Annotated in this window: 15 protein-coding genes; 9 read left to right on the forward strand and 6 right to left on the reverse strand. The window is 51.4% G+C overall.

What is annotated here, in order from left to right; all coding sequences use genetic code 11:
* Positions 1–44 precede the first annotated feature (44 nt).
* Positions 45–452: an RrF2 family transcriptional regulator gene (locus tag AC6T8Q_RS01230; RefSeq protein ID WP_500677360.1), complete on the reverse strand. Its 408-nt coding sequence runs from the start codon at positions 450–452 to the stop codon at positions 45–47.
* A 106-nt stretch (positions 453–558) separates the two neighbouring features.
* Between AC6T8Q_RS01230 and AC6T8Q_RS01235 the strand changes: the two genes are divergently transcribed.
* The 7 genes from AC6T8Q_RS01235 (at position 559) to AC6T8Q_RS01265 (ending at position 8,043) form a co-directional block, all read left to right on the forward strand.
* On the forward strand, positions 559–1,776 hold the full coding sequence (locus tag AC6T8Q_RS01235; protein ID WP_500677361.1) for a c-type cytochrome: 1,218 nt from the start codon (positions 559–561) through the stop codon (positions 1,774–1,776).
* Between the two features lie 26 nt (positions 1,777–1,802).
* A complete protein-coding gene (locus tag AC6T8Q_RS01240) occupies positions 1,803–2,435 on the forward strand; it encodes a hypothetical protein (protein WP_496921282.1) in 633 nt (210 codons plus the stop codon).
* Positions 2,436–2,509: 74 nt separating this feature from the next.
* The gene (locus AC6T8Q_RS01245) at positions 2,510–3,847 is read left to right on the forward strand and encodes a cbb3-type cytochrome c oxidase subunit I (RefSeq protein WP_500677362.1); all 1,338 of its coding nucleotides are present in this window, start codon (positions 2,510–2,512) and stop codon (positions 3,845–3,847) included.
* A gap of 16 nt (positions 3,848–3,863) precedes the next feature.
* Positions 3,864–4,526, forward strand: a complete 663-nt coding sequence (locus tag AC6T8Q_RS01250) for a cbb3-type cytochrome c oxidase subunit II (protein ID WP_500677363.1) — start codon at positions 3,864–3,866, stop codon at positions 4,524–4,526.
* A 5-nt stretch (positions 4,527–4,531) separates the two neighbouring features.
* Positions 4,532–4,873, forward strand: a complete 342-nt coding sequence (locus AC6T8Q_RS01255; protein WP_496921279.1) for a hypothetical protein — start codon at positions 4,532–4,534, stop codon at positions 4,871–4,873.
* Between the two features lie 345 nt (positions 4,874–5,218).
* Entirely contained in the window at positions 5,219–7,315 is a 2,097-nt protein-coding gene (locus AC6T8Q_RS01260) for a heavy metal translocating P-type ATPase (RefSeq protein ID WP_500677364.1), read from the forward strand.
* A 20-nt stretch (positions 7,316–7,335) separates the two neighbouring features.
* Positions 7,336–8,043, forward strand: a complete 708-nt coding sequence (locus tag AC6T8Q_RS01265; RefSeq protein ID WP_500677394.1) for a sulfite exporter TauE/SafE family protein — start codon at positions 7,336–7,338, stop codon at positions 8,041–8,043.
* Here AC6T8Q_RS01265 and AC6T8Q_RS01270 read toward each other — a convergent pair.
* The 5 genes from AC6T8Q_RS01270 to AC6T8Q_RS01290 form a co-directional block, all read right to left on the reverse strand.
* A complete protein-coding gene (locus tag AC6T8Q_RS01270) occupies positions 8,018–8,425 on the reverse strand; it encodes a DUF4405 domain-containing protein (protein ID WP_500677365.1) in 408 nt (135 codons plus the stop codon). The two genes, AC6T8Q_RS01265 and AC6T8Q_RS01270, sit on opposite strands and share 26 nt — an antisense overlap.
* 407 nt (positions 8,426–8,832) lie before the next feature.
* Positions 8,833–9,738 carry an alpha/beta hydrolase fold domain-containing protein gene (locus tag AC6T8Q_RS01275; protein ID WP_500677366.1) on the reverse strand — a complete coding sequence of 302 codons (906 nt, stop codon included), beginning with the start codon at positions 9,736–9,738 and terminating at the stop codon, positions 8,833–8,835.
* Positions 9,720–11,027, reverse strand: coding sequence for a polysaccharide lyase 6 family protein (locus AC6T8Q_RS01280; RefSeq protein ID WP_500677367.1), 1,308 nt, complete (start codon positions 11,025–11,027; stop codon positions 9,720–9,722). Before AC6T8Q_RS01280 ends, AC6T8Q_RS01275 begins: the two co-directional genes overlap by 19 nt.
* A gap of 11 nt (positions 11,028–11,038) precedes the next feature.
* Complete coding sequence (locus AC6T8Q_RS01285; RefSeq protein WP_500677368.1) at positions 11,039–11,824, reverse strand: cupin domain-containing protein; 786 nt, start codon at positions 11,822–11,824, stop codon at positions 11,039–11,041.
* A gap of 62 nt (positions 11,825–11,886) precedes the next feature.
* Entirely contained in the window at positions 11,887–14,712 is a 2,826-nt protein-coding gene (locus tag AC6T8Q_RS01290) for a hypothetical protein (RefSeq protein ID WP_500677369.1), read from the reverse strand.
* 347 nt (positions 14,713–15,059) lie between these two features.
* Between AC6T8Q_RS01290 and AC6T8Q_RS01295 the strand changes: the two genes are divergently transcribed.
* Positions 15,060–16,220 (forward strand): XylR family transcriptional regulator, encoded by a 1,161-nt coding sequence (locus AC6T8Q_RS01295; protein WP_500677370.1) that lies wholly within the window; start codon positions 15,060–15,062, stop codon positions 16,218–16,220.
* Between the two features lie 263 nt (positions 16,221–16,483).
* Positions 16,484–17,878: a hypothetical protein gene (locus AC6T8Q_RS01300; RefSeq protein ID WP_496918775.1), complete on the forward strand. Its 1,395-nt coding sequence runs from the start codon at positions 16,484–16,486 to the stop codon at positions 17,876–17,878.
* Positions 17,879–17,888: the final 10 nt, after the last annotated feature.

Consider the following 17,888-nt stretch of genomic DNA (forward strand, 5'->3'; position numbering starts at 1 on the left):
ATCGAAATCTTTTACAATCGTCAGCGGCTCCACCAGTCGCTCGACTACAAAACCCCAGAACAATTCGAAGCCGAAAACGCCCCGGCATTAGCGGCGTAGAAAAACTGGCCCGCCGCTGTCCGAAAGTCCTGGGCTATCGCATGGAGCGGGCAGAGTTTAAAATGTTCTGGAAGTCCCAGGGGACATCTTTCCACACGTTTGATGGGATCGACGGCGTTTAGAACTCTCAGAATTGTTAGGTCGTCAGGGTCAGCTTTCAGAATGATTCCGCCTCCCGCTCCACGCTGGGTTGCTACGATCCCTGCGTCTCTAAGCCGGTTGAGAACTTTACGAAGATAAGGTGCTGGGACCTGAGTGGCCTCCGACATTTCGGGAATGGTGCTGGAAAATTCTGGTCGGGACGCCAAATGCGCCATGGATCGTAGTGCGTATTCAGCTGTCTGTGAAAACAAAAAAACCTCCTAAGGCAGTCAAAGCGCACCTTGACATCCTGTTTGAAACCATTAAAGTCACCTGCGAATTCTTCAATTTAGTCGCTACCACCAAGTGGGCCAAGGAATGTTGTGGGCACTATTTCACCGTGATTTTGCCTCTAAAATAGCCCAAATCCGTTCGGCACCTCCAAGGGATTTGACTGTAGGCGCGAGTCGGCCAGCCTTTTACTTAACTCTAAGTGTTCTGATTCTAGCCAGCCAAGGCTGCCGTAGAGAGTCACCCCCCAGCTTTAAACCTAGCAAGGAAGTGGTCGACCTGACGGCAGACATCGAAGATCCGGAGGAATTGAAGTTATACAAGGACCTGCAAACTCAGGTCCTTCAAAAACTACAGGCGCTTACTGGTACCCCCGATAAGCCGATTCTGGTTGGCTCGCAATTGGACGATGCCCATCTCAAACGCGGTTATGCACTTTACTCGCGTTACTGCAGCCAATGTCACGGTGTCAACGGCGATGGGAACGGTCCCGCCGCCGTGTACTTGAATCCGAAACCTCGTAACTACACGCAAGGCATCTTCAAGTTTACATCAACACCTTACGGCATGAAACCACGCCGAGCTGATCTGGTCCGCACGGTACGCCGGGGTATCACCGGCACATCCATGCCATCGTTCGACCGCTTCAGCGACGAAGACGTAGATGCAGTTGTTGACTATGTCATGGTGCTCACACTACGAGGTCAACTGGAGAAACAGCTTGCCCAAATGGCTTATGACGATGGTGAACTCCCCGATGACGAGCTCACGCAAGAGATCATCGACGAGTTGTTGCTTCCCTGGAAGGAATCTTCAGAGCGCATCGTCATGCCAACTACCCCAATGCCTCCCATGACAGATGAGACTGTAGCCTTAGGTCACAAGCTTTTTCTGCAGCAAGCCTGCAACAAGTGCCACGGTCAGTTCGGGCGAGGTGGATCAATAGAAAAAGTTGAAGTTGGAATGGACTCTTGGGGTCACCAAGCGGCAGCCGCGGATTTGTCATCGGGTATGTTCCGCGGAGGAGGTCGGCCCATAGACATTTATCGACGGATCTCATCAGGCATCAATGGCACTCCGATGCCTGCGTTCGAAAAGGTTTTCCAAGAAAATCCCGAAGCAATTTGGCATCTTGTCCATTTCATTAAAGCAACTGGTGAGCGGCGTCGTGAAGGAAAAGAACCTTTGAGCGCTGCCGATCTACCAACTCAGGCACCTGTTGAGCAAACTCCGAACACCATCGAGCCCACTGACCAACAGGATACGCCTGCGGTAGACGATCAGCCCGCCGCACAGGCTGCTTAACCTACCTCTAAGTTTTAGAGAGTTAAATGGATACAGTCGCTAAAGAATCAGAACTGATCGAACTAAAACGCCGCGTCAACGAACTTGAGTCGCAAATTGCGGCCGAAGTCGATTATGCGCCGTTTCGGCCCTCGGGGTACTACACGGCGTACTACGCGACAACCGGCTTCATGCTAGGCATCTTCGGTGCGATGGCTAGTCTCTTGTTCAATATCGTTGGTTCAGTCCTGACGGGTAGGCATCCACTCGAAATTATTCGTAGCTATCTTACGTTTCCACTTGGTGATCAAGCCTTCAATCTCCCGCCTGAGCAGAATGGTTTAATGCTGGCCATTGGTTGCTGTCTGTACCTCGCCACCGGAATGGTTATGGGCATCCCAGTGTATTTGGCACTCACAAGATGGGGAGCCGGCAAATCGATTGGCGTGAAGTTCTTGATTGCAACCATCGTGTCGCTGTTGATTTGGATTATCAACTTTTATGGGATCTTGTCCTGGCTACAGCCCGAAGTCATCGACATGTCTGAAGAAAACTTGATTGTCAATCGCGTGCCGTGGTGGGTTGCTGCCGCCACTCATCTTGTTTTTGGTTGGACAATGGTACTGGTATATCCCTTGGGTGATTTCGTGCCCTATCGCCGAGTCACGGAGAAAAAATGAGTTCCCCGAGTTCTACTTTTGACGACACCGCAGCAGATCGCCTGGGAGTGCCGCTCGTCGAAGAGCGTCTCGTCTTGTGGTATTTTCTGGCTGCGCTCGGCTATCTCTTTGTGTCTTTGGCAGGCGGCTTGCTGATGGCTCTCCAATTAGTAAATTGGAATCCTCTTGCAGGAAGCGAATACCTCTCGCCAGGCCGCTGGAGAATGGTTCACACAAACGCCATTGCGTATGGATTCATTGCCAATTGCTTTTTAGGGGCACTCCACTGGGCGATTCCGCGGTTGACCCTCAAACCGGTGCTTAGTCGGCCTCTATCATACTTCATTTTTGTTGCCTGGCAGGTTGTTGTCCTTTCGACTGCCATAGGCATTTTGATGGGGCAGGCACAAGGCGTGGAATGGGGCGAAACTCCCGTCTGGATCGACCCTCTCGCATTGGCCGGATTGGCGTTGGTTGCCGTCAATTTCATGGCCCCTATCGTACGTACGACCGGACCACTCTATGTAACGCTATGGTACTTTATGGCGGCGTTTGTTTGGACATTTCTGACCTACGCTATGGGCAATTTCGTGCCCGAATATTTTGTCTCGGGCACGAGTGCGGGTGCCGTTGCCGGCCTTTTCATTCATGACCTGGTAGGATTGTTCGTCACGCCACTGGCGTGGGGGCTCATGTATTATTTTGTTCCCATTTTGCTTAAAAAACCAATCTGGAGTCACGGCCTATCATTGGTCGGGTTCTGGGGCCTCGCTTTTTTCTATCCACTCAACGGAATTCATCACTTTCTATACACCCCGATTCCAGACTTTCTTGAATATGGAGCCATCATCTCAACCATCGCGGTTGAATTTGTGGTCACGACAGTGATCATCAACTTTTTTGGCACCATTTGGGGTTCTGGGCGAGCCATCGTTACCAACCTGCCAATTCGATGGTTTTATACGGGAATGGTTTTGTACTTCGTCACTTGCGCACAGTGTGCGCTGCAGGTGACGCACACGTTTCAAAAGCTGATTCACTTTTCAGATTGGGTAGTTGGCCATGCTCATCTGGTCATGTTTGGTGTATTCAGCATGTGGTTCTTTGGAATGATGACGTACCTCTTCCCTAGGCTCTTAAAGCATTCGTGGTACAGCCGTAATTTGTGTGAATGGCACTATTGGCTTTCCACGGTTGGTATCGTGGTGATGTTTATCGACTTGACGCTCGCAGGAGTGTTCCAAGGATTTTACTGGGGTTCGCTGCAACCTTGGGAAGTATCCGTCGACGCATCATTTCCCTTCTGGGTCACTCGATTGTTCGCGGGACTTGCGATCATCGGTGGGCAAGTCGTATTTATTTACAACCTATGGCAGACTTGGCGGCTAGCCAATCCGTCCGTCGTCACACGCACTGCAACTATGACGGCCTAACAAGGCATGAAATGTTATGTTCGAAAGTAAATCAGGCATCCTCTTGGTCGGTGGCATCGGATTTTTTCTGTTCGCATTTTTGTCGAACGCGCTTGTTCCGATCCTGCTGTACAGGGATCTTCCCGAACAGTCAGTGGCTGAACTGGTCGAGAATCAAAACCTCATCTATCAATTTGAAGATTTGAGCTTGCGCTATCCCGAGCAATTCAGCAAATACTATGGCAAGGCCAATCAAGAGAATCTCGCCAAAGCGTTGCAGTTAGGCCACGATGTCTACGTCGCGGAAGGTTGCTGGCATTGTCACAGCCAGTTTGTCCGTCCCGTTTCCAATGAGAGTATTCGCTGGGGCAAAGTTGCTTCATCACCAGAATACCAGAATCGCTTGCAACGCCCCGTTCTTTGGGGCACTCGTCGCGTTGGTCCCGACCTAAGCCGCGAAGGCGGACGACGCAGCAACGATTGGCACGCTGTTCATTTCTTTGACCCGGCAACGTTGTCTCAGCGATCACCGATGCCTGCTTATACCTGGTTTTTTGATGAGAACGATCCCGACAAGCCCAATGAACGTGGTATCGCGATTATCACTTATGTCCAATGGTTGGGGTCTTGGTTGGAAGAGTACCCGCTCTACGAAAAATATGTACCGTTGGTCGATCAAATGCAAAATCCATTGGAGTAGGTGGCATGTCTCAGGAAACTCAAAACGCTGATAAGCTGCGAAACAGAATCGTTCTGGCGATGGCGGTGGTGATTCTTGGATTTTGTTTCTTCGGGTTCGGTAGCAAATTCATTGAACTGGTGAAGCTGGTCAAAGACTCTGATTCAGCCGCTTCCGAAGGTGTATTTGCGGTTGCACCGCTCATGAACTATTTACTGGCCAGCGCGGGGTTTCTATGCATGTTGGGTTGGGCCGCAGCTCAGGGCATGTTTAACGATATCGAAGGTCCTAAAGTGACAATGTTGGAACACGAAGAACAGTTGGACAGATTTGACAGCGACGCACATTTCAGCGATTCAATCCTCTAGGGCATGGAAGACATCGATCATGAGTGACTATTTAGAAACGCAAGCTGAGGGCATGCCTATAAAGACCACGACTCCGGAAGAAGAAGGGCGATGGCACACATACGTTGGGAACCGCATACCTTGGTATGTTCGACTCATATGGCTGGGGTTTTGGGTATTTGCTGTTTACTACACAATCTCATACCTGTTCCCAGCATTACAGACTGAAATTGCGTCGCCACCGTGAGTACAACTACAACTGACCGCTACTGCGCATTCTGTGGCCTGCCTTTGCCTTCGCAATTGGCATGGGGCAATTCTGCATCTCCAGATTCAATCGAATTCTGCTGTTCTGGCTGCCGATCCGTGGCCAATGTCATGGCAGCCAAGGAAGAACAAGGCGTTTCTGCACAAGCGATGCTTCGACTGGGCTTGGGTGTCTTCTTCACCATGAATGTCATGGTTTTTACAATGGCTTTGTGGAGCGAAGATCTCTATCCCGTCAATTCCTTCACTAATCCTTTGGCCGTAACTCTACGGGGAGTTTTTCGATGGGCAACATTCTTATTCGCACTCCCTGTTCTCTATTTATTGGGTGGCCCTATCGCCCAGGGAGTCGGACAGTCTCTTAAACGCCGCGTCTTGACAACCGATCTGCTCATTCTAGCAGGCATTATCGCCGCATATTGCTATTCGATCGTTTCAGTTCTTCGCGGGACAGGACATGTTTATTTCGAAGTCGGCGCGATGGTCATGGTTTTCGTTTCCATCGGTCGCTGGCTTGAGGCGAAGGGTAAGCATCGCGCAGGTACTTCGCTCGACAAACTCATCCAGTTGCTTCCCGAGAAAGTTCGCAAGAAAGTGCCGTATGGCGAGTTTCAGCAAATCAATCGTAATGAGATACGCACTGGCGATATAGTTCGCGTTCTACCCGGTGAACGGTTCCCGGTTGATGGAATTGTGACCTGCGGCCGTGCCTTGGTAGATGAGCAAATCGTCACAGGTGAAAGCGTACAGGCTGTCAAATCGCCAGGAAGCCCTGTCTATGCAGGTACTTTAAACTTCGATGGCGATATCACCATCGAAGTCACTGCCTCCGATGGCAAAGAGACCCTGTCTCGTATTATCGATATGGTGCGTTTGGCACGCGCTGCCAAGGGTCGGCACGAACGACTTGCGGATCGTGTCGCCTTCTTTTTCATTCCACTTGTCTGCTTTATCGCAGTGACTGCTGGTTGGTGGCATGCCACAGAAAGCGGTATTAATCAAGGAATTCTTACCGCCCTTTCTGTCGTACTTATTGCTTGCCCTTGTGCTTTGGGAATGGCAACGCCCATGGCCGTATGGGCGGCTTTGGGTCGAGCGGCGCAGGCTGGACTCCTTTTTCGCAGCGGAGTCGTGCTCGAAAAAATGGCCGAACTGCAGTTTGCCTGTTTCGATAAGACAGGCACGCTCACCACTGGTGTCCCCAGCAACTGCCACCTCATAATTGCCAGCGGAATCGATCAATCGCAAATTTTGGCAGTTGCCCTAACCTTGACGAGTGGATCAAATCATATCCTATCGCGTGAAATCGCTGGTTTTGTATCCAAACATTCACCAGGACTAACTCAGCTTAGTTCCTCGCCCATTGAAAGCTGGCCCGGGCAAGGCCTCTCGTGTCAAACGGCAGAACTAGGCACAGCGTTCCTAGGTAGCCAAAGTTTTTTTGAAGAGCGTAATTTTGTAACGCATCCAGAACTCGCTTGTCGCTTACAGCATTATCCGTTACATCAGCAAATTTATGTCGGTTGGGACGGGAGCACAAAGGGAGTATTTTTGATGGCCGAACAGTTTAGGCCAGAAGTAGTTCAAGCACTTGAGGAGTGTCGTCGTCTAGGACTCGAAATTCACCTGCTCTCCGGCGATCTTCAACAACGCGTCATACCCATTGGCAATCTCTTGGGCATTCATTCCAGAGGCAGCTTATTACCGGCCGATAAGGCGATTACTCTGGAAAATCTCAAAAAAAGCGGCCGTGTTGCGATGATTGGTGACGGGCTGAATGATGCCCCAGCTTTGGCAACTGCCGATGTTGGTGTTGCTCTCGGATGCGGTGCCGACGTTTCACGCGACGCGGCCGGTGTGTGCCTGCTTTCAGATGACCTGCGTCGCTTTCCTTGGGCCGTTGGACTAGCACGAGATACCTTGAAGGTGGTAAGGCAAAACTTGTTTTGGGCATTCATCTATAACGCTTGCGGTATCGGTCTGGCAGTTTGCGGTCGATTGAACCCGATCTGGGCAGCCCTCGCGATGGCACTCAGCAGTATACTCGTGATCGGCAACTCCTTGCGTTTGGGTCGCTATCCAGATTTACCTGAATTACCTGATGCACCATCAGTCGAAAAAGTTGCTCAAAGCACGACGACAATTGCTAATACTTCGACAAGACCGCGGGCGGAGTTTGCTGGAGTATCACTTTGATTGAGCTTCCTTACATTTTGGTGAGCGGGATCCTAGGCTCGGCTCACTGCCTGGGAATGTGCGGCCCCCTAGCAATATCGCTTTCAGCAGGTGTGACACCTGGCGTTAGTCTATGGCGCAGGCAAATGGCCTTTAGTTTTGGACGAGTCTTTACTTACTGTTTCTGCGGTGGAGTCGCAGGCTTCGCCGGTGCGTGGGTCACCTCCCAAGGAAGCAGCGTCGTACTGTCACAGGCAACACTTGCGATCACTGCCGGCGTGGCTCTTGTGCTTATGGGCTTGATAACCGCCGGTGTTTTATCGCTTCCCGCATTTCGAGTGTTAGGAAGTATACCCTGTGGGGCAGGATCGTGGCTCAAAACCTTCCTACTTGCGCCCGGCATCACCGGCCCACTTGTTGCGGGCGTGTTTACAGGGTTTATTCCTTGCGGTCTAGTTTACGCATTTCTGTTGAAAGCCAGCAGTAGCGGTTCCATGGGAATTGCCATTCTCACCATGTTAGCATTTGGTTTAGGTACAATTCCGATGATGGTCGCTGCGGGATATAGTGGTCAGTTTATTTCGGGAATGAATCGTGCGCGACTTTTCAAGCTTGCCGCGTGGTGCATCGTAGTGACAGGCGTTATCTCAATCGCTCGTGGGGCCGTACAATTTCAATCACAAGAAACCGATAGCGCTCCTCCCTGTCCATTTTGCGAACCCACTACGGCAAGGGTTCACGGATCATAAGAACCGCCGAAGCAACGCCGACACCGATCAGATTACAGATTGCAATCAAGAGCGCTACTCCCCAAAGCGTTCGAGTGCCATTGTCTTGCTTTGGTCCTGAATCTGGACGGCGTTTGCGAGCCCAGCCATTGATGACGCCGCACACCCACGACCAATGCAACATCACATGTAGTAGGATACACGCTGAGAACAAGGCAAGGATCGCAAACTGGATATCAGTCCAAGCCAAATAGTCGAGGCCCCATAATTTCCATCCTTCAGATTTCGTAGCTGGTGGAAAGACGAAACGCAAGATAATCGTTACCCATGCATATACGATAAACAAGAACAGCAAGAAGGTATCAAGCCAAAAATTGATGTCTGTCTTAGAAAACTTGGGCATACCAGGTTCCACAGTTTATTAATGAATGGTGCTGAAGAGCACGATAGTTTTTTGCCAGTATGAGAGTCACTGTGGACACTGGCTCGACCCGTATTTTACCAATAAGATGTGAGACACAAAAGCTCAGGAGTTACGCTCTGTCTGAACGGTTTCTCCGGCATGAACAATTGTCAGCGAGGTCAGGTAGGTCAACATTTGCTGCGATGCTCAAAGGTGGGCAAACAGTAACGTCGAAAATATCGCGGGCGAAATTTCAGCGTGAATTTAGCGGTTGGACGAAGTTGCAACGAGGGCATTTGATGCCATGTGCATAGAAGTTCGCAGCGCTGCATATCATCTCGCATCTGCGTGAACTGGAAGAGGAATTAGCAGCGTAAAAGAGATACCCGAAGCAATCTGATGCGGCATTATTTCGGACTCTCGATCAATTGTTCTTGTAAGAACTTTTTCACTAGCTGTTTATACTTCGGCACCTTAAATGCCTCGCCGCCGTGGGCTCCACCTTTCACGACGTGATAATTTGAGGCAACTCCTGTTGCACGCAGTGCTTTATGTAGTTCGTCGCTCTGATTGACGGGAACTAATGGATCAGCATCTCCGTGAAGAATAAGAAATGGAGGATCCTCGGCAGTGACATAAGTGATAGGATTGGCCTTGATGGCAAGTTCCCGCTTTGTTGAAATAGGTCCTCCTAAGAATTGAGTGACCGCCGAAGCGCCTCTTTCATAGCCAGGAGTCTTTGTAGCTAATAGCAGATCGGTGGGGCCGTATTGGTCGACGACGGCACGAACGTTGCTCGATTGATCGAGGTGTTCACCAATGTCAAACATTTTTGTATCACCGGAAGTTCCTAACAAAGCTGCCAAGTGCCCGCCCGCCGAACCGCCCATCACGGCGATTCGTTCAGGATCGATGCCATACTCGTCTGCGTGAGCTTTCAGCCAGCGAATTGCGGCTTTGCAATCCTCAATCTGTGCTGGGAACGGCGCATGTTGGCTAAACCGATAGTTGATGGCTACGCCGATATAGCCTTGCTTGACGTAATTAGCTGCAGATTGCTGCCCACTTTTATCACCATGCCGCCAGGCTCCGCCATGGATACGAACCACCACTGGTCGTTTTGAGTTGTCGGGTTTCTCGGGCAAATAGAGATCGAGTTTTTGCCTTTCATGCCCATTAGTCACATAGGGAACATCAAGAAATGCGCGCACGCCTGGTGGCAAAGGAGGGCGTACAACTTCTTGCGAGTTGACTTCCATTGATAAGAAAGTTGTCAGCAGTGCGAAAAGTAAGCTCAGTTCTTTGATTGCCATTTGGGTCCAACCAAACTTCGTTCGATGGGAGGGAGGGGAATTGGCTTGGCTTTAATCGTTGCTATACCTTCCACTGGATCAATACCGAGACTCTTGCCGACAAAGTGATTGTCTTGCCAGGTGATGCCAGACAAATCACAGCGTGCCTCTACGAGCTGGCGTTTCGGCGAACTGATGTTGTTTCCTCGGATTGTGCAGTCGATGGGCGCAAGCGTCGCTTTTTTATCATCGCCGAGTCCTATAAGTACCGAGTGTTTACAATCGACCAGGGAGTTGTTTTCTATCCGTGCTCGTTTGACTTGCGTGTAGCGATGAGCGGGAGAGTTGGGAATTCCCATCATCATCGATAGGGCCGATCGACCATCGTCGCCGGTGAGATTTTCCATATAATTCCCGCGTACGACATGGTCTTCACCGATAATGCGAACGCCACCCGTTCTACGGGCCCCCTTGCCAAGAAAGACATTGCTTTCAACAAGACAGCCGTTTCCATGACGCAGTGTAAGTGCGCCGCTCACTTCTAAAAAAGTATTGCTGCGGTAAATGTTGCCGCATGATTTGTTGGAAATACACTCGGCCTCACCGTTGCATTTTTCAAAAAGATTGTTTTCAACAACACACTTGGCATCAAGCATAGACGTCTTGCTATCGCCGACACGGATGGTTTCGCCACCATTTTGGCCGAGATTCTCGCGATGCCCGAAATAGTTGTGATCGATCTGGTGCTTTCCATGACTGTCGTCACCCAGCCAGACAACGCAGGTCGTGCCCTTATTCGATTTTCCTGCGAAGCTGCAGTGATCTACGCGATTCTCGGAACCATATAAGCCTAGCCAACGGCTTTCGCTTGCAGAATTATTGAGCTGAGTCGACGACATGGCACTATTCGTCAGCCGGCAATGATGGGCGAGCTCATCCGAGTCGACGCGAAATTGCACGACGTCACTAACGGTTTGATCTGGCTCACTGAATACAAGGCCATCAACAACAAGGTATTCACCTCCGATCCGGAGAATGCTTTTGCCCGTGACGATGACCTTTCCCGGCGTGGCTGCCCTGACGGTAATCGGTGCTTCTTCCGTTCCTTGGCCGCTTAAAACGATTTTCTGATCACGGTACTCCCCATCAGCAAGCACAACGACATCACCAGGTTGTGCGGCTTCCAGAGCAGCAGGCAAGGCATCGGCATTTCCTACCTCTATCTCTCTTGCTTGGACTAAATCTAGCAAAGCGTAGAATGCCACCGTGCTAAGTACGGCTCTTATGAACATTGAGGCAGAAATTCGCACGCTCAAATTCCTTACTCGGTGACTGGCTTGTGTGTTTTCAGCCACTCTTCGCCTTCTTTGGTGAGAAAGAAATCCATCCACATGTAGTACATTTTTGTACTGGGCTCGGCTTTGACGCCATGCAGCGATCCCAAAGGAATGTGCAGCAAGGAATATTGCTTGAAACGCGCATGAGTTTCGTCCGCAGTGACAACGACATCATTTTCTGCCAACCCCAAAAACATTTGGTCGAGCATCGGATGACGATGGGCACCGACTTCATCTGGACCGGTCGTCTGCACAGTTCCCATGGCCACGCGTGGTATGTATTGATTCGGTAAAACCGTGCGGCTGATCGTCTTGGGACTTTTTATCGCTTCGTGATAGGGCTCACACGCCTCGAACGTGGTGAAATAAATGTCGCGATCCGCACGAGCAGTGAGATTCTTGATGTCGGCAAAATCTTCCTGCGATAGGTCTTTCAAAATACGGACATAATGCAGGACTTCACCCGCGGGAACATCGATCTTTACTTCGCCCTTCGAAATCGGCAGGGCAATTGTTTCAGTCTTGATCTGGTAATCGTTACCATTGAAACGTAGGGTTCCATTGCCTTCGATAAAAAGAAGTATTGTTGCGTGATCATCAGCAGTCTGTTCGGAATGGCTGATAGGTCCCGCGAGGGCCACGTGATCGGAGGTAACCTCGGGGATCTCATTTTCTAGAAGAGCTTCTTCACGGAATTCACCCGCCTTGGGCGCACGCGTATCAAATTCTTGCTGGCGGATTTCCGTGCCGCGCAGCGTTGTCTGTGACAAGAGGACAGCTGCTACTAAGCAATAAGACGGTATTCGTCGCAAAAAGTAACTAATCACAATGCTCACCTTCCTACACGTGTTAGTGGAGTTGCCATCAATGCCGCGACGAATATTAAAAATGAACTAGGTTCGGGAATGGTCTGTGCACCCAGACTCAAAGGGACGGAGTTCCCAAATTGGCGTTGCCAGATCAAGAAATCACGGCCGTCGGTATCGCCGTCCCCGTCCGCGTCACCTAAGGAGCTGGCTCCGTAGGCTTCCTGCCACACGGACAGGTCAAGCGAATTGACCGTGCCGTTATGATCGAAATCGGCTGCGTAGAGAACGACTAAATCGACGCTGGTTGCTCCATAATCAAGATGCCAAGCAAGACCCGCTTCAATTTCTGGAAGTTCAACATCATCGAACGTGTCCACTATGTCCGCAGCGGAAATCAATTCAAATGCATCCCCCACATCAGGTATATAGTCTATGTCTAAGGAAATCTGTAGTGTGCCCGCAAGGCTTGCTGTACCGCCGACGGAAAGACTGCCAGATATGAGATCATCGAGTTCAACGGCTAGAGTGCCCCCCACCGACTGACTGAAGTTTTCGGCAATGTCGAGTGTTGCCGTAGACGCGAGCTGCAAGTTACCTGAGCCTGTGCCACCAAGCGTGAGTTGGCCAATCGATGGCGCAGAAGAGTCGAGGGTGACTGTACCGCCTTGATCGAGGAACACGGCCGTTGAAGAACTATCGTTCCGGGGAGTAGCAACTGTGGCGGCATACAGGGCCCAGTCTAATGCCGTATCGTCGTTGATCTGCACATTGATGCTTCCTGCTTGGAGATTCTCGAGACTACCACCCAGATCAAGCACTCCTACAAACTTTTCCGTACCGGCGAGTTCTGTATCCCAACCCAGTGCCGTAAAGTCGAAGCGATTCTCGGGGTTCATATTGAATAACCGGATAAAGTCACTGCTGGCCGAGTCTCCCGAGCGTTTCATCGCGAGGGCCAATGAACCATGAATAACCTGTTCGCCTGGGTCTAAGGTGTGCTGTATTGTGAAAGCCACATTCTCGTTACCGGAAGTGTCATCGAGCTTGGTGATCGGCAGCGCCGAGGAACCGGCAATTGCTGATTGCCAACTGGTGTCGATGGGAACATTGTCAACGCTCGAGGCCCCATCGTATGTGAAATCGTCGATGTCGCCGACCAAATAGTCGCGCACCGATACCGAGTACGAATCCATGGGCGCAACTTGCTGTTGCCAAAATGCCGGGTCAGACCAGTGACCCGTCGCTCCTTGATCTCGAAATTCTTGAATGACACGCGCGTCGTTCAGTTGGGCTTCGTAAAGGCTGGTCGTTCCCCCAACGGTGACTGGCGTTGCACTGGGACCAGACTGATCGTAGTAGCCAGGCGGTTGTGGCCCGAATTGGGTGTCTTCGACAATTGTGCCTTGAGAACCAATCAACCAGTTTTGAGACGTCGGCGGATTTTGCACGCGGAAACTGTCGGCCGTGGAATTCCAAATCACCATGTTGGAACCGGTCCAACCATGGGAGGTTCCTAAGCTGCCGCGATTGCGGACATTGATGGCATCCCCCTCGACAGTGATATTGTCGAACAGGGTACCCGAGGCCCAGCGTTGATGGGGACCACTATCGTTGTTCGCATTTGTCGCTGTCGAATTATGAAAGACGTTCGGTCCCGAGGGACGCGTGCTGTTATTGACAAAGTCATGGCGACCTTCGTCGGCGTGGCTGTTTGTCACAAACCCGAGATCGCCACTTAAATCAAACGTGTAGCGTCTCTCGCCCGTGATCAAACTGACTGGTTCGCTACTGGTCACATTGTCGACTGTGACCCATTTCGAGCCGGGATTGGCCACCACCGCGGAGTCGCCAAAATGCTGAACCTCGACGTCGCGGACCCAGACATTTTGTGCGCGATTGGAATTTTGGCTGTCGCCGATCGAGATAAATTCCCAAGCATGATCTTCATCCGTGGCTGAGTCGTAGTCGCTATCGCCCCGCAAGTTTTCGATTCCCACATTTTGAATGGCCCCCGCCCAGCTATACTCGCGGATCGTTCCGCCGCCAAATTCCAACTCAAACGAATTGGCCAGGGGTTCATCCAAAAAGATGCGGTTGCCTTCAATACGAGTAATAACGCGGTCATATCGCAAGTTTATTGAACCAGCAGTCCAGGGGGGATCGCCATCCGGCGGATTATCCATGCCGATGGCTTCGATCCATTCAGTCGTGCTCGGGCGCTCCACGCGAACGCTGTCGCCGACGGCAAAACCGGACGTTGAATTGACGCGGAAGCTTGTCGCGCCGGCGGGCACCACCTTATCGATCATATTGCGTGTCGAACCAACGTCGGAGCGACTGCCGTTGCCGTAGACTTGAATCAACGGACGTTGATTAGGATCGGTGCCTCCCGTGAGCGGATTCCGCCCGTGTAGCACTGTTCCACTCGTGCCCGACCCACTGCCACGCAAGACCACGCCACTTGCGCGTATCTCCAATTGATCGGCGATATCATACGTGCCGGGTTGCAGCAGCACAGCCCCGCGAAAGCCATCGGGTCCCAGTGGTAACGACGAAACCTGATTGATTGCCGCTTGAATATGGGCCGTGTCATCGCCACCGGTGGGGCCAATTGTTACAGCGTTCGTGACCGACGTTGGAATGAGTTGGCTGCCCTGCCCTCGATAGCCAACCCCCGAAAAGTCCAGAATTCGATCACCCTGGGCATCGGGAACATAGATCAGGCGCCCAGTCGTTCCCGTTTTGACCCAAGCACTCTCAGCCGCGTGGGAAATTGCTCCGCTCAGGCTCAGCCATGCAAGTGCCTGGCCGGTGAGCCGAAGCCATGTGTTGAGAGTAGATCCAGCCATAAGCAAGCGAAAAACCGGATGAGTGACACACGTCTCCCGAGACGAGTGACGCACGGATTGAGGAAAAGTCAGACAAGATTCTTGTTCACTATGACTCCAAGAACACTTCATAATGTGCCGGAAATGAAGTCGTGGCAACCAGAATGAATGGATCGTGATACCACTTTTTCGACACTCAGCATCTGGTAGGCCTGCAATTTAACCACAAAGACTTTTTTCAAATATCTGGAACAACGTGCGGATTTTTTGGATTACTTGTCAGCTGTCCCCTGCTTAAAATGACCACCACTATTCCGAAAATTTGAACTCGCGTCTTTTCTTTGAGTTCATGTGCTAGTAGGCGAAACATGTTGCACGTTGCGCTATTGGTGGAAACTTCTCGCGAGTATGCGCGAGGCTTGTTGCGAGGTATCGCTCGCTATCATCAAGAGCATGGCCCGTGGTCCATCTTCTTTGAACCCCACGGGCAGAACGATCCTCCGCCGTTTTGGCTGAAAACTTGGCGTGGTGATGGAATTTTGGCGCGCGTCGACGACAAACGGATGGCCAACGCGATTCTGCAAACGGGGATTCCCTCGGTCGATCTGCGGGGCGCGTTTCAAGACCTCGGGTTGCCATTTATTGGTGTCGACAATCGGCCTGTTTCGCAATTGGCATTCAATCATCTCCAGGATTGCGGTTTGCGAAACTTCGCTTTCTGCGGCACGCCGCGTGGTGAGAATCCGAATCAGGATCGCCGCTGCGATTACTTTGTCGAGGCCGTTTGCTCGGCTGGTTATGAATGCGAAATCTATTTAGGTGAATCGCGTAAGGGACGTGCCGTCGATTGGGACAAGCAGCAGCGACAAATCGTGAAATGGCTCAAACAGCTACCTCGTCCGGTTGGAATTATGACATGTCACGATGGCCGCGGGCACGAAGTCCTCGATGCTTGCCGGCGAGCCGATTTGCATGTTCCGGATGACGTGGCGGTAATTGGGGTCGATAATGATCCTCATTTATGCAATCTCTGCACGCCGCCGCTGACGAGCATCGACGTCAATCCCGGCCGGATTGGCTTTGAAGCGGCGCGGGTGCTCCATGAATATATGACGGGCAAAAAAGCTAGTTCCGAGCCTGTTTTGCTGGGCCCGCCACGTGGCGTGGCTGCTCGACAATCGACCGACGTGCTTGCCGTTGCAGATGATGAAGTGACTTCGGCGATACGATTTATCCGGGAAAAAGCCGTCGAAGGCATCCGAGTCAAAGATGTGCTCGATCTCGCGACTCGGTCACCGACGACTCTCGAAAGACGAATCAAGCGCATTTTGGGCCGAACTATTAAGGCGGAAATCACCCGCGTGCGGTTGGCCCGAGCCAAATTGCTGCTGTGCGAAACCGATTTACCTGTGTGGAAAGTCTCGTCGCGCACCGGTTTTAGCGAGTCCAAATACTTTTGCGACGTGTTCCGAGCGAACGAAAAGATGACCCCCTCGGACTATCGAAACAAGTTTCGTGACCAAATGTAACTTACTGTCTAAATTTCAAATATATCAGGGAATCGAGTGTACATCCGGCAACCTCGATTCTCTGAGAAAGTCGAAAAATCGGAGTGTGTGTCTGAGTAATCGGATTGTTCCCCAATTCAATTAGGGGCATCCTACAACTTAGTCAGGTCTCTTCTGTAGCTTTTCTGTTAGTTCCTTCTCGGCGAGTTTGAGGCAAAACTCCCGTTTAGCTTGTCCGTACTCTTTTGCATCCGCAGTGATATTTCTTTGGAAAGGTACATGTCATGGCAGCGGCCCAGGTCAAATCAATTCTTTCTTTGGTGGGGATAGTTGTCCTTAATTCCTGCTTTGTTCCCTCCACCTACGCCGTCGTGAAATTTTTCGATGGCTTTGGTGACGCTGATCGCAATAACGATGGTGTCGTTAACTTTTATGACACCGACATCAATCTCAGTGGCAGTTGGAACGATGCGACTTTGGATGCCGGACTGTCAAGTCGTGGAATCGTGGAAGTCACAGCCGCCACGGACCCCAGCGACACCGGCCTCATCTGGCTGGGGACTCGCAGTTTCGATACCGCCGCAAATCTTACCAAGGCCAATCTCAAGATCATCAATGACGACGTTGCCACTGGCGTTGAAACGGAGTCCGATATTCACAATTCTGGATTGGCATTGAGCGTCGAGCCGCGAGGTGGCGGTGGCTCGTTTATCGGCCGTTTTCCCTCATCCGTTGATTTGGGGCCCGTGGCTGGGGACAAAGTTGTCGTCTCGTTTGACTTTCGTTACTGGCGGGAATCGACGAATCGCATCGAATTTCCTGCTGCTTTTGACACGCTCCGTTGGGGTATTTACGAAGATACTGATAACGAATTAGGCATGACCGCACCCTATGGTAGTGGGACTGTGAGTGCTCCCCCTGGTGCCACCGTTGAGTGGGGCAAGGATGATGGCAATTGGTTTTCGAGTCAGCCAGGGGCAGAAGGCGACAAGGGGATCTATACCCAACTCGAAATGGGTGTCGATGCATTTGCAAGCAATGCCCGTATCAATTGGGAATATAACGTCGCAGGTATCAACGGGACCACTAATAACGGTCGAATTCTGGAAGGGACCGGTGTTTCCAGTGCGCCGGGCACGGGTGGCGACGTTGGCACAGTGGCGACGCCCACCACGGACGGCACTGGTGGAATTATCCACAGTTCAGATCTGTCCCCTAGCACGCTTTCACTGGAAATCATCCGGTTAGAGGATGGTTTGATCCAGGTCGCTACACTCGTCAACGAAGTCGAATTCTTACGCGATGAGATCAAGACGACTGACACCGGTTTCGACGTGCTTGGTCCCCCTGCGTTCTCTTATGACTACATTGCCTTCCGGAATACGGCTGATTTCGATTTTGTGATCGACAATGTGATGGTCGAGATCTTCGGCAGTAATGCTGAAGAAAACACGGCCGACTTCGACGGTGACGGCGACGTCGACGGTCGCGATTTTTTGGCCTGGCAGCGGGGCAGTTCGCCAAACCCATTTAGTCCTGGCGATTTGGCATTATGGCAGGCGGCTTACAACGGTGGCGCTCTCAGCGCAGTCTCGGCTGTGCCCGAGCCAAGTGCGCTATGTCTCGCTCTGTTAGGACTTTCGTTGTTCGTCAAAAGAGGCGCAGGGGCTCGTAACTAAGAGGATACAT

The sequence above is a fragment of the Bythopirellula sp. genome, from assembly GCF_041737835.1.
Taxonomy (GTDB): Bacteria; Planctomycetota; Planctomycetia; order Pirellulales; family Lacipirellulaceae; genus Bythopirellula.

Excerpts from the sequence above, each read along its gene's own strand:
- AC6T8Q_RS01235 (WP_500677361.1), top strand. The coding sequence starts at position 559 with ATGTTGTGGGCACTATTTCACCGTGATTTTGCCTCTAAAATAGCCCAA.
- AC6T8Q_RS01240 (WP_496921282.1), top strand. The coding sequence starts at position 1,803 with ATGGATACAGTCGCTAAAGAATCAGAACTGATCGAACTAAAACGCCGC.
- AC6T8Q_RS01250 (WP_500677363.1), top strand. The coding sequence starts at position 3,864 with ATGTTCGAAAGTAAATCAGGCATCCTCTTGGTCGGTGGCATCGGATTT.
- AC6T8Q_RS01255 (WP_496921279.1), top strand. The coding sequence starts at position 4,532 with ATGTCTCAGGAAACTCAAAACGCTGATAAGCTGCGAAACAGAATCGTT.
- AC6T8Q_RS01270 (WP_500677365.1), bottom strand. The coding sequence starts at position 8,425 with ATGCCCAAGTTTTCTAAGACAGACATCAATTTTTGGCTTGATACCTTC.
- AC6T8Q_RS01275 (WP_500677366.1), bottom strand. The coding sequence starts at position 9,738 with ATGGCAATCAAAGAACTGAGCTTACTTTTCGCACTGCTGACAACTTTC.
- AC6T8Q_RS01290 (WP_500677369.1), bottom strand. The coding sequence starts at position 14,712 with ATGGCTGGATCTACTCTCAACACATGGCTTCGGCTCACCGGCCAGGCA.
- AC6T8Q_RS01295 (WP_500677370.1), top strand. The coding sequence starts at position 15,060 with ATGTTGCACGTTGCGCTATTGGTGGAAACTTCTCGCGAGTATGCGCGA.
- AC6T8Q_RS01300 (WP_496918775.1), top strand. The coding sequence starts at position 16,484 with ATGGCAGCGGCCCAGGTCAAATCAATTCTTTCTTTGGTGGGGATAGTT.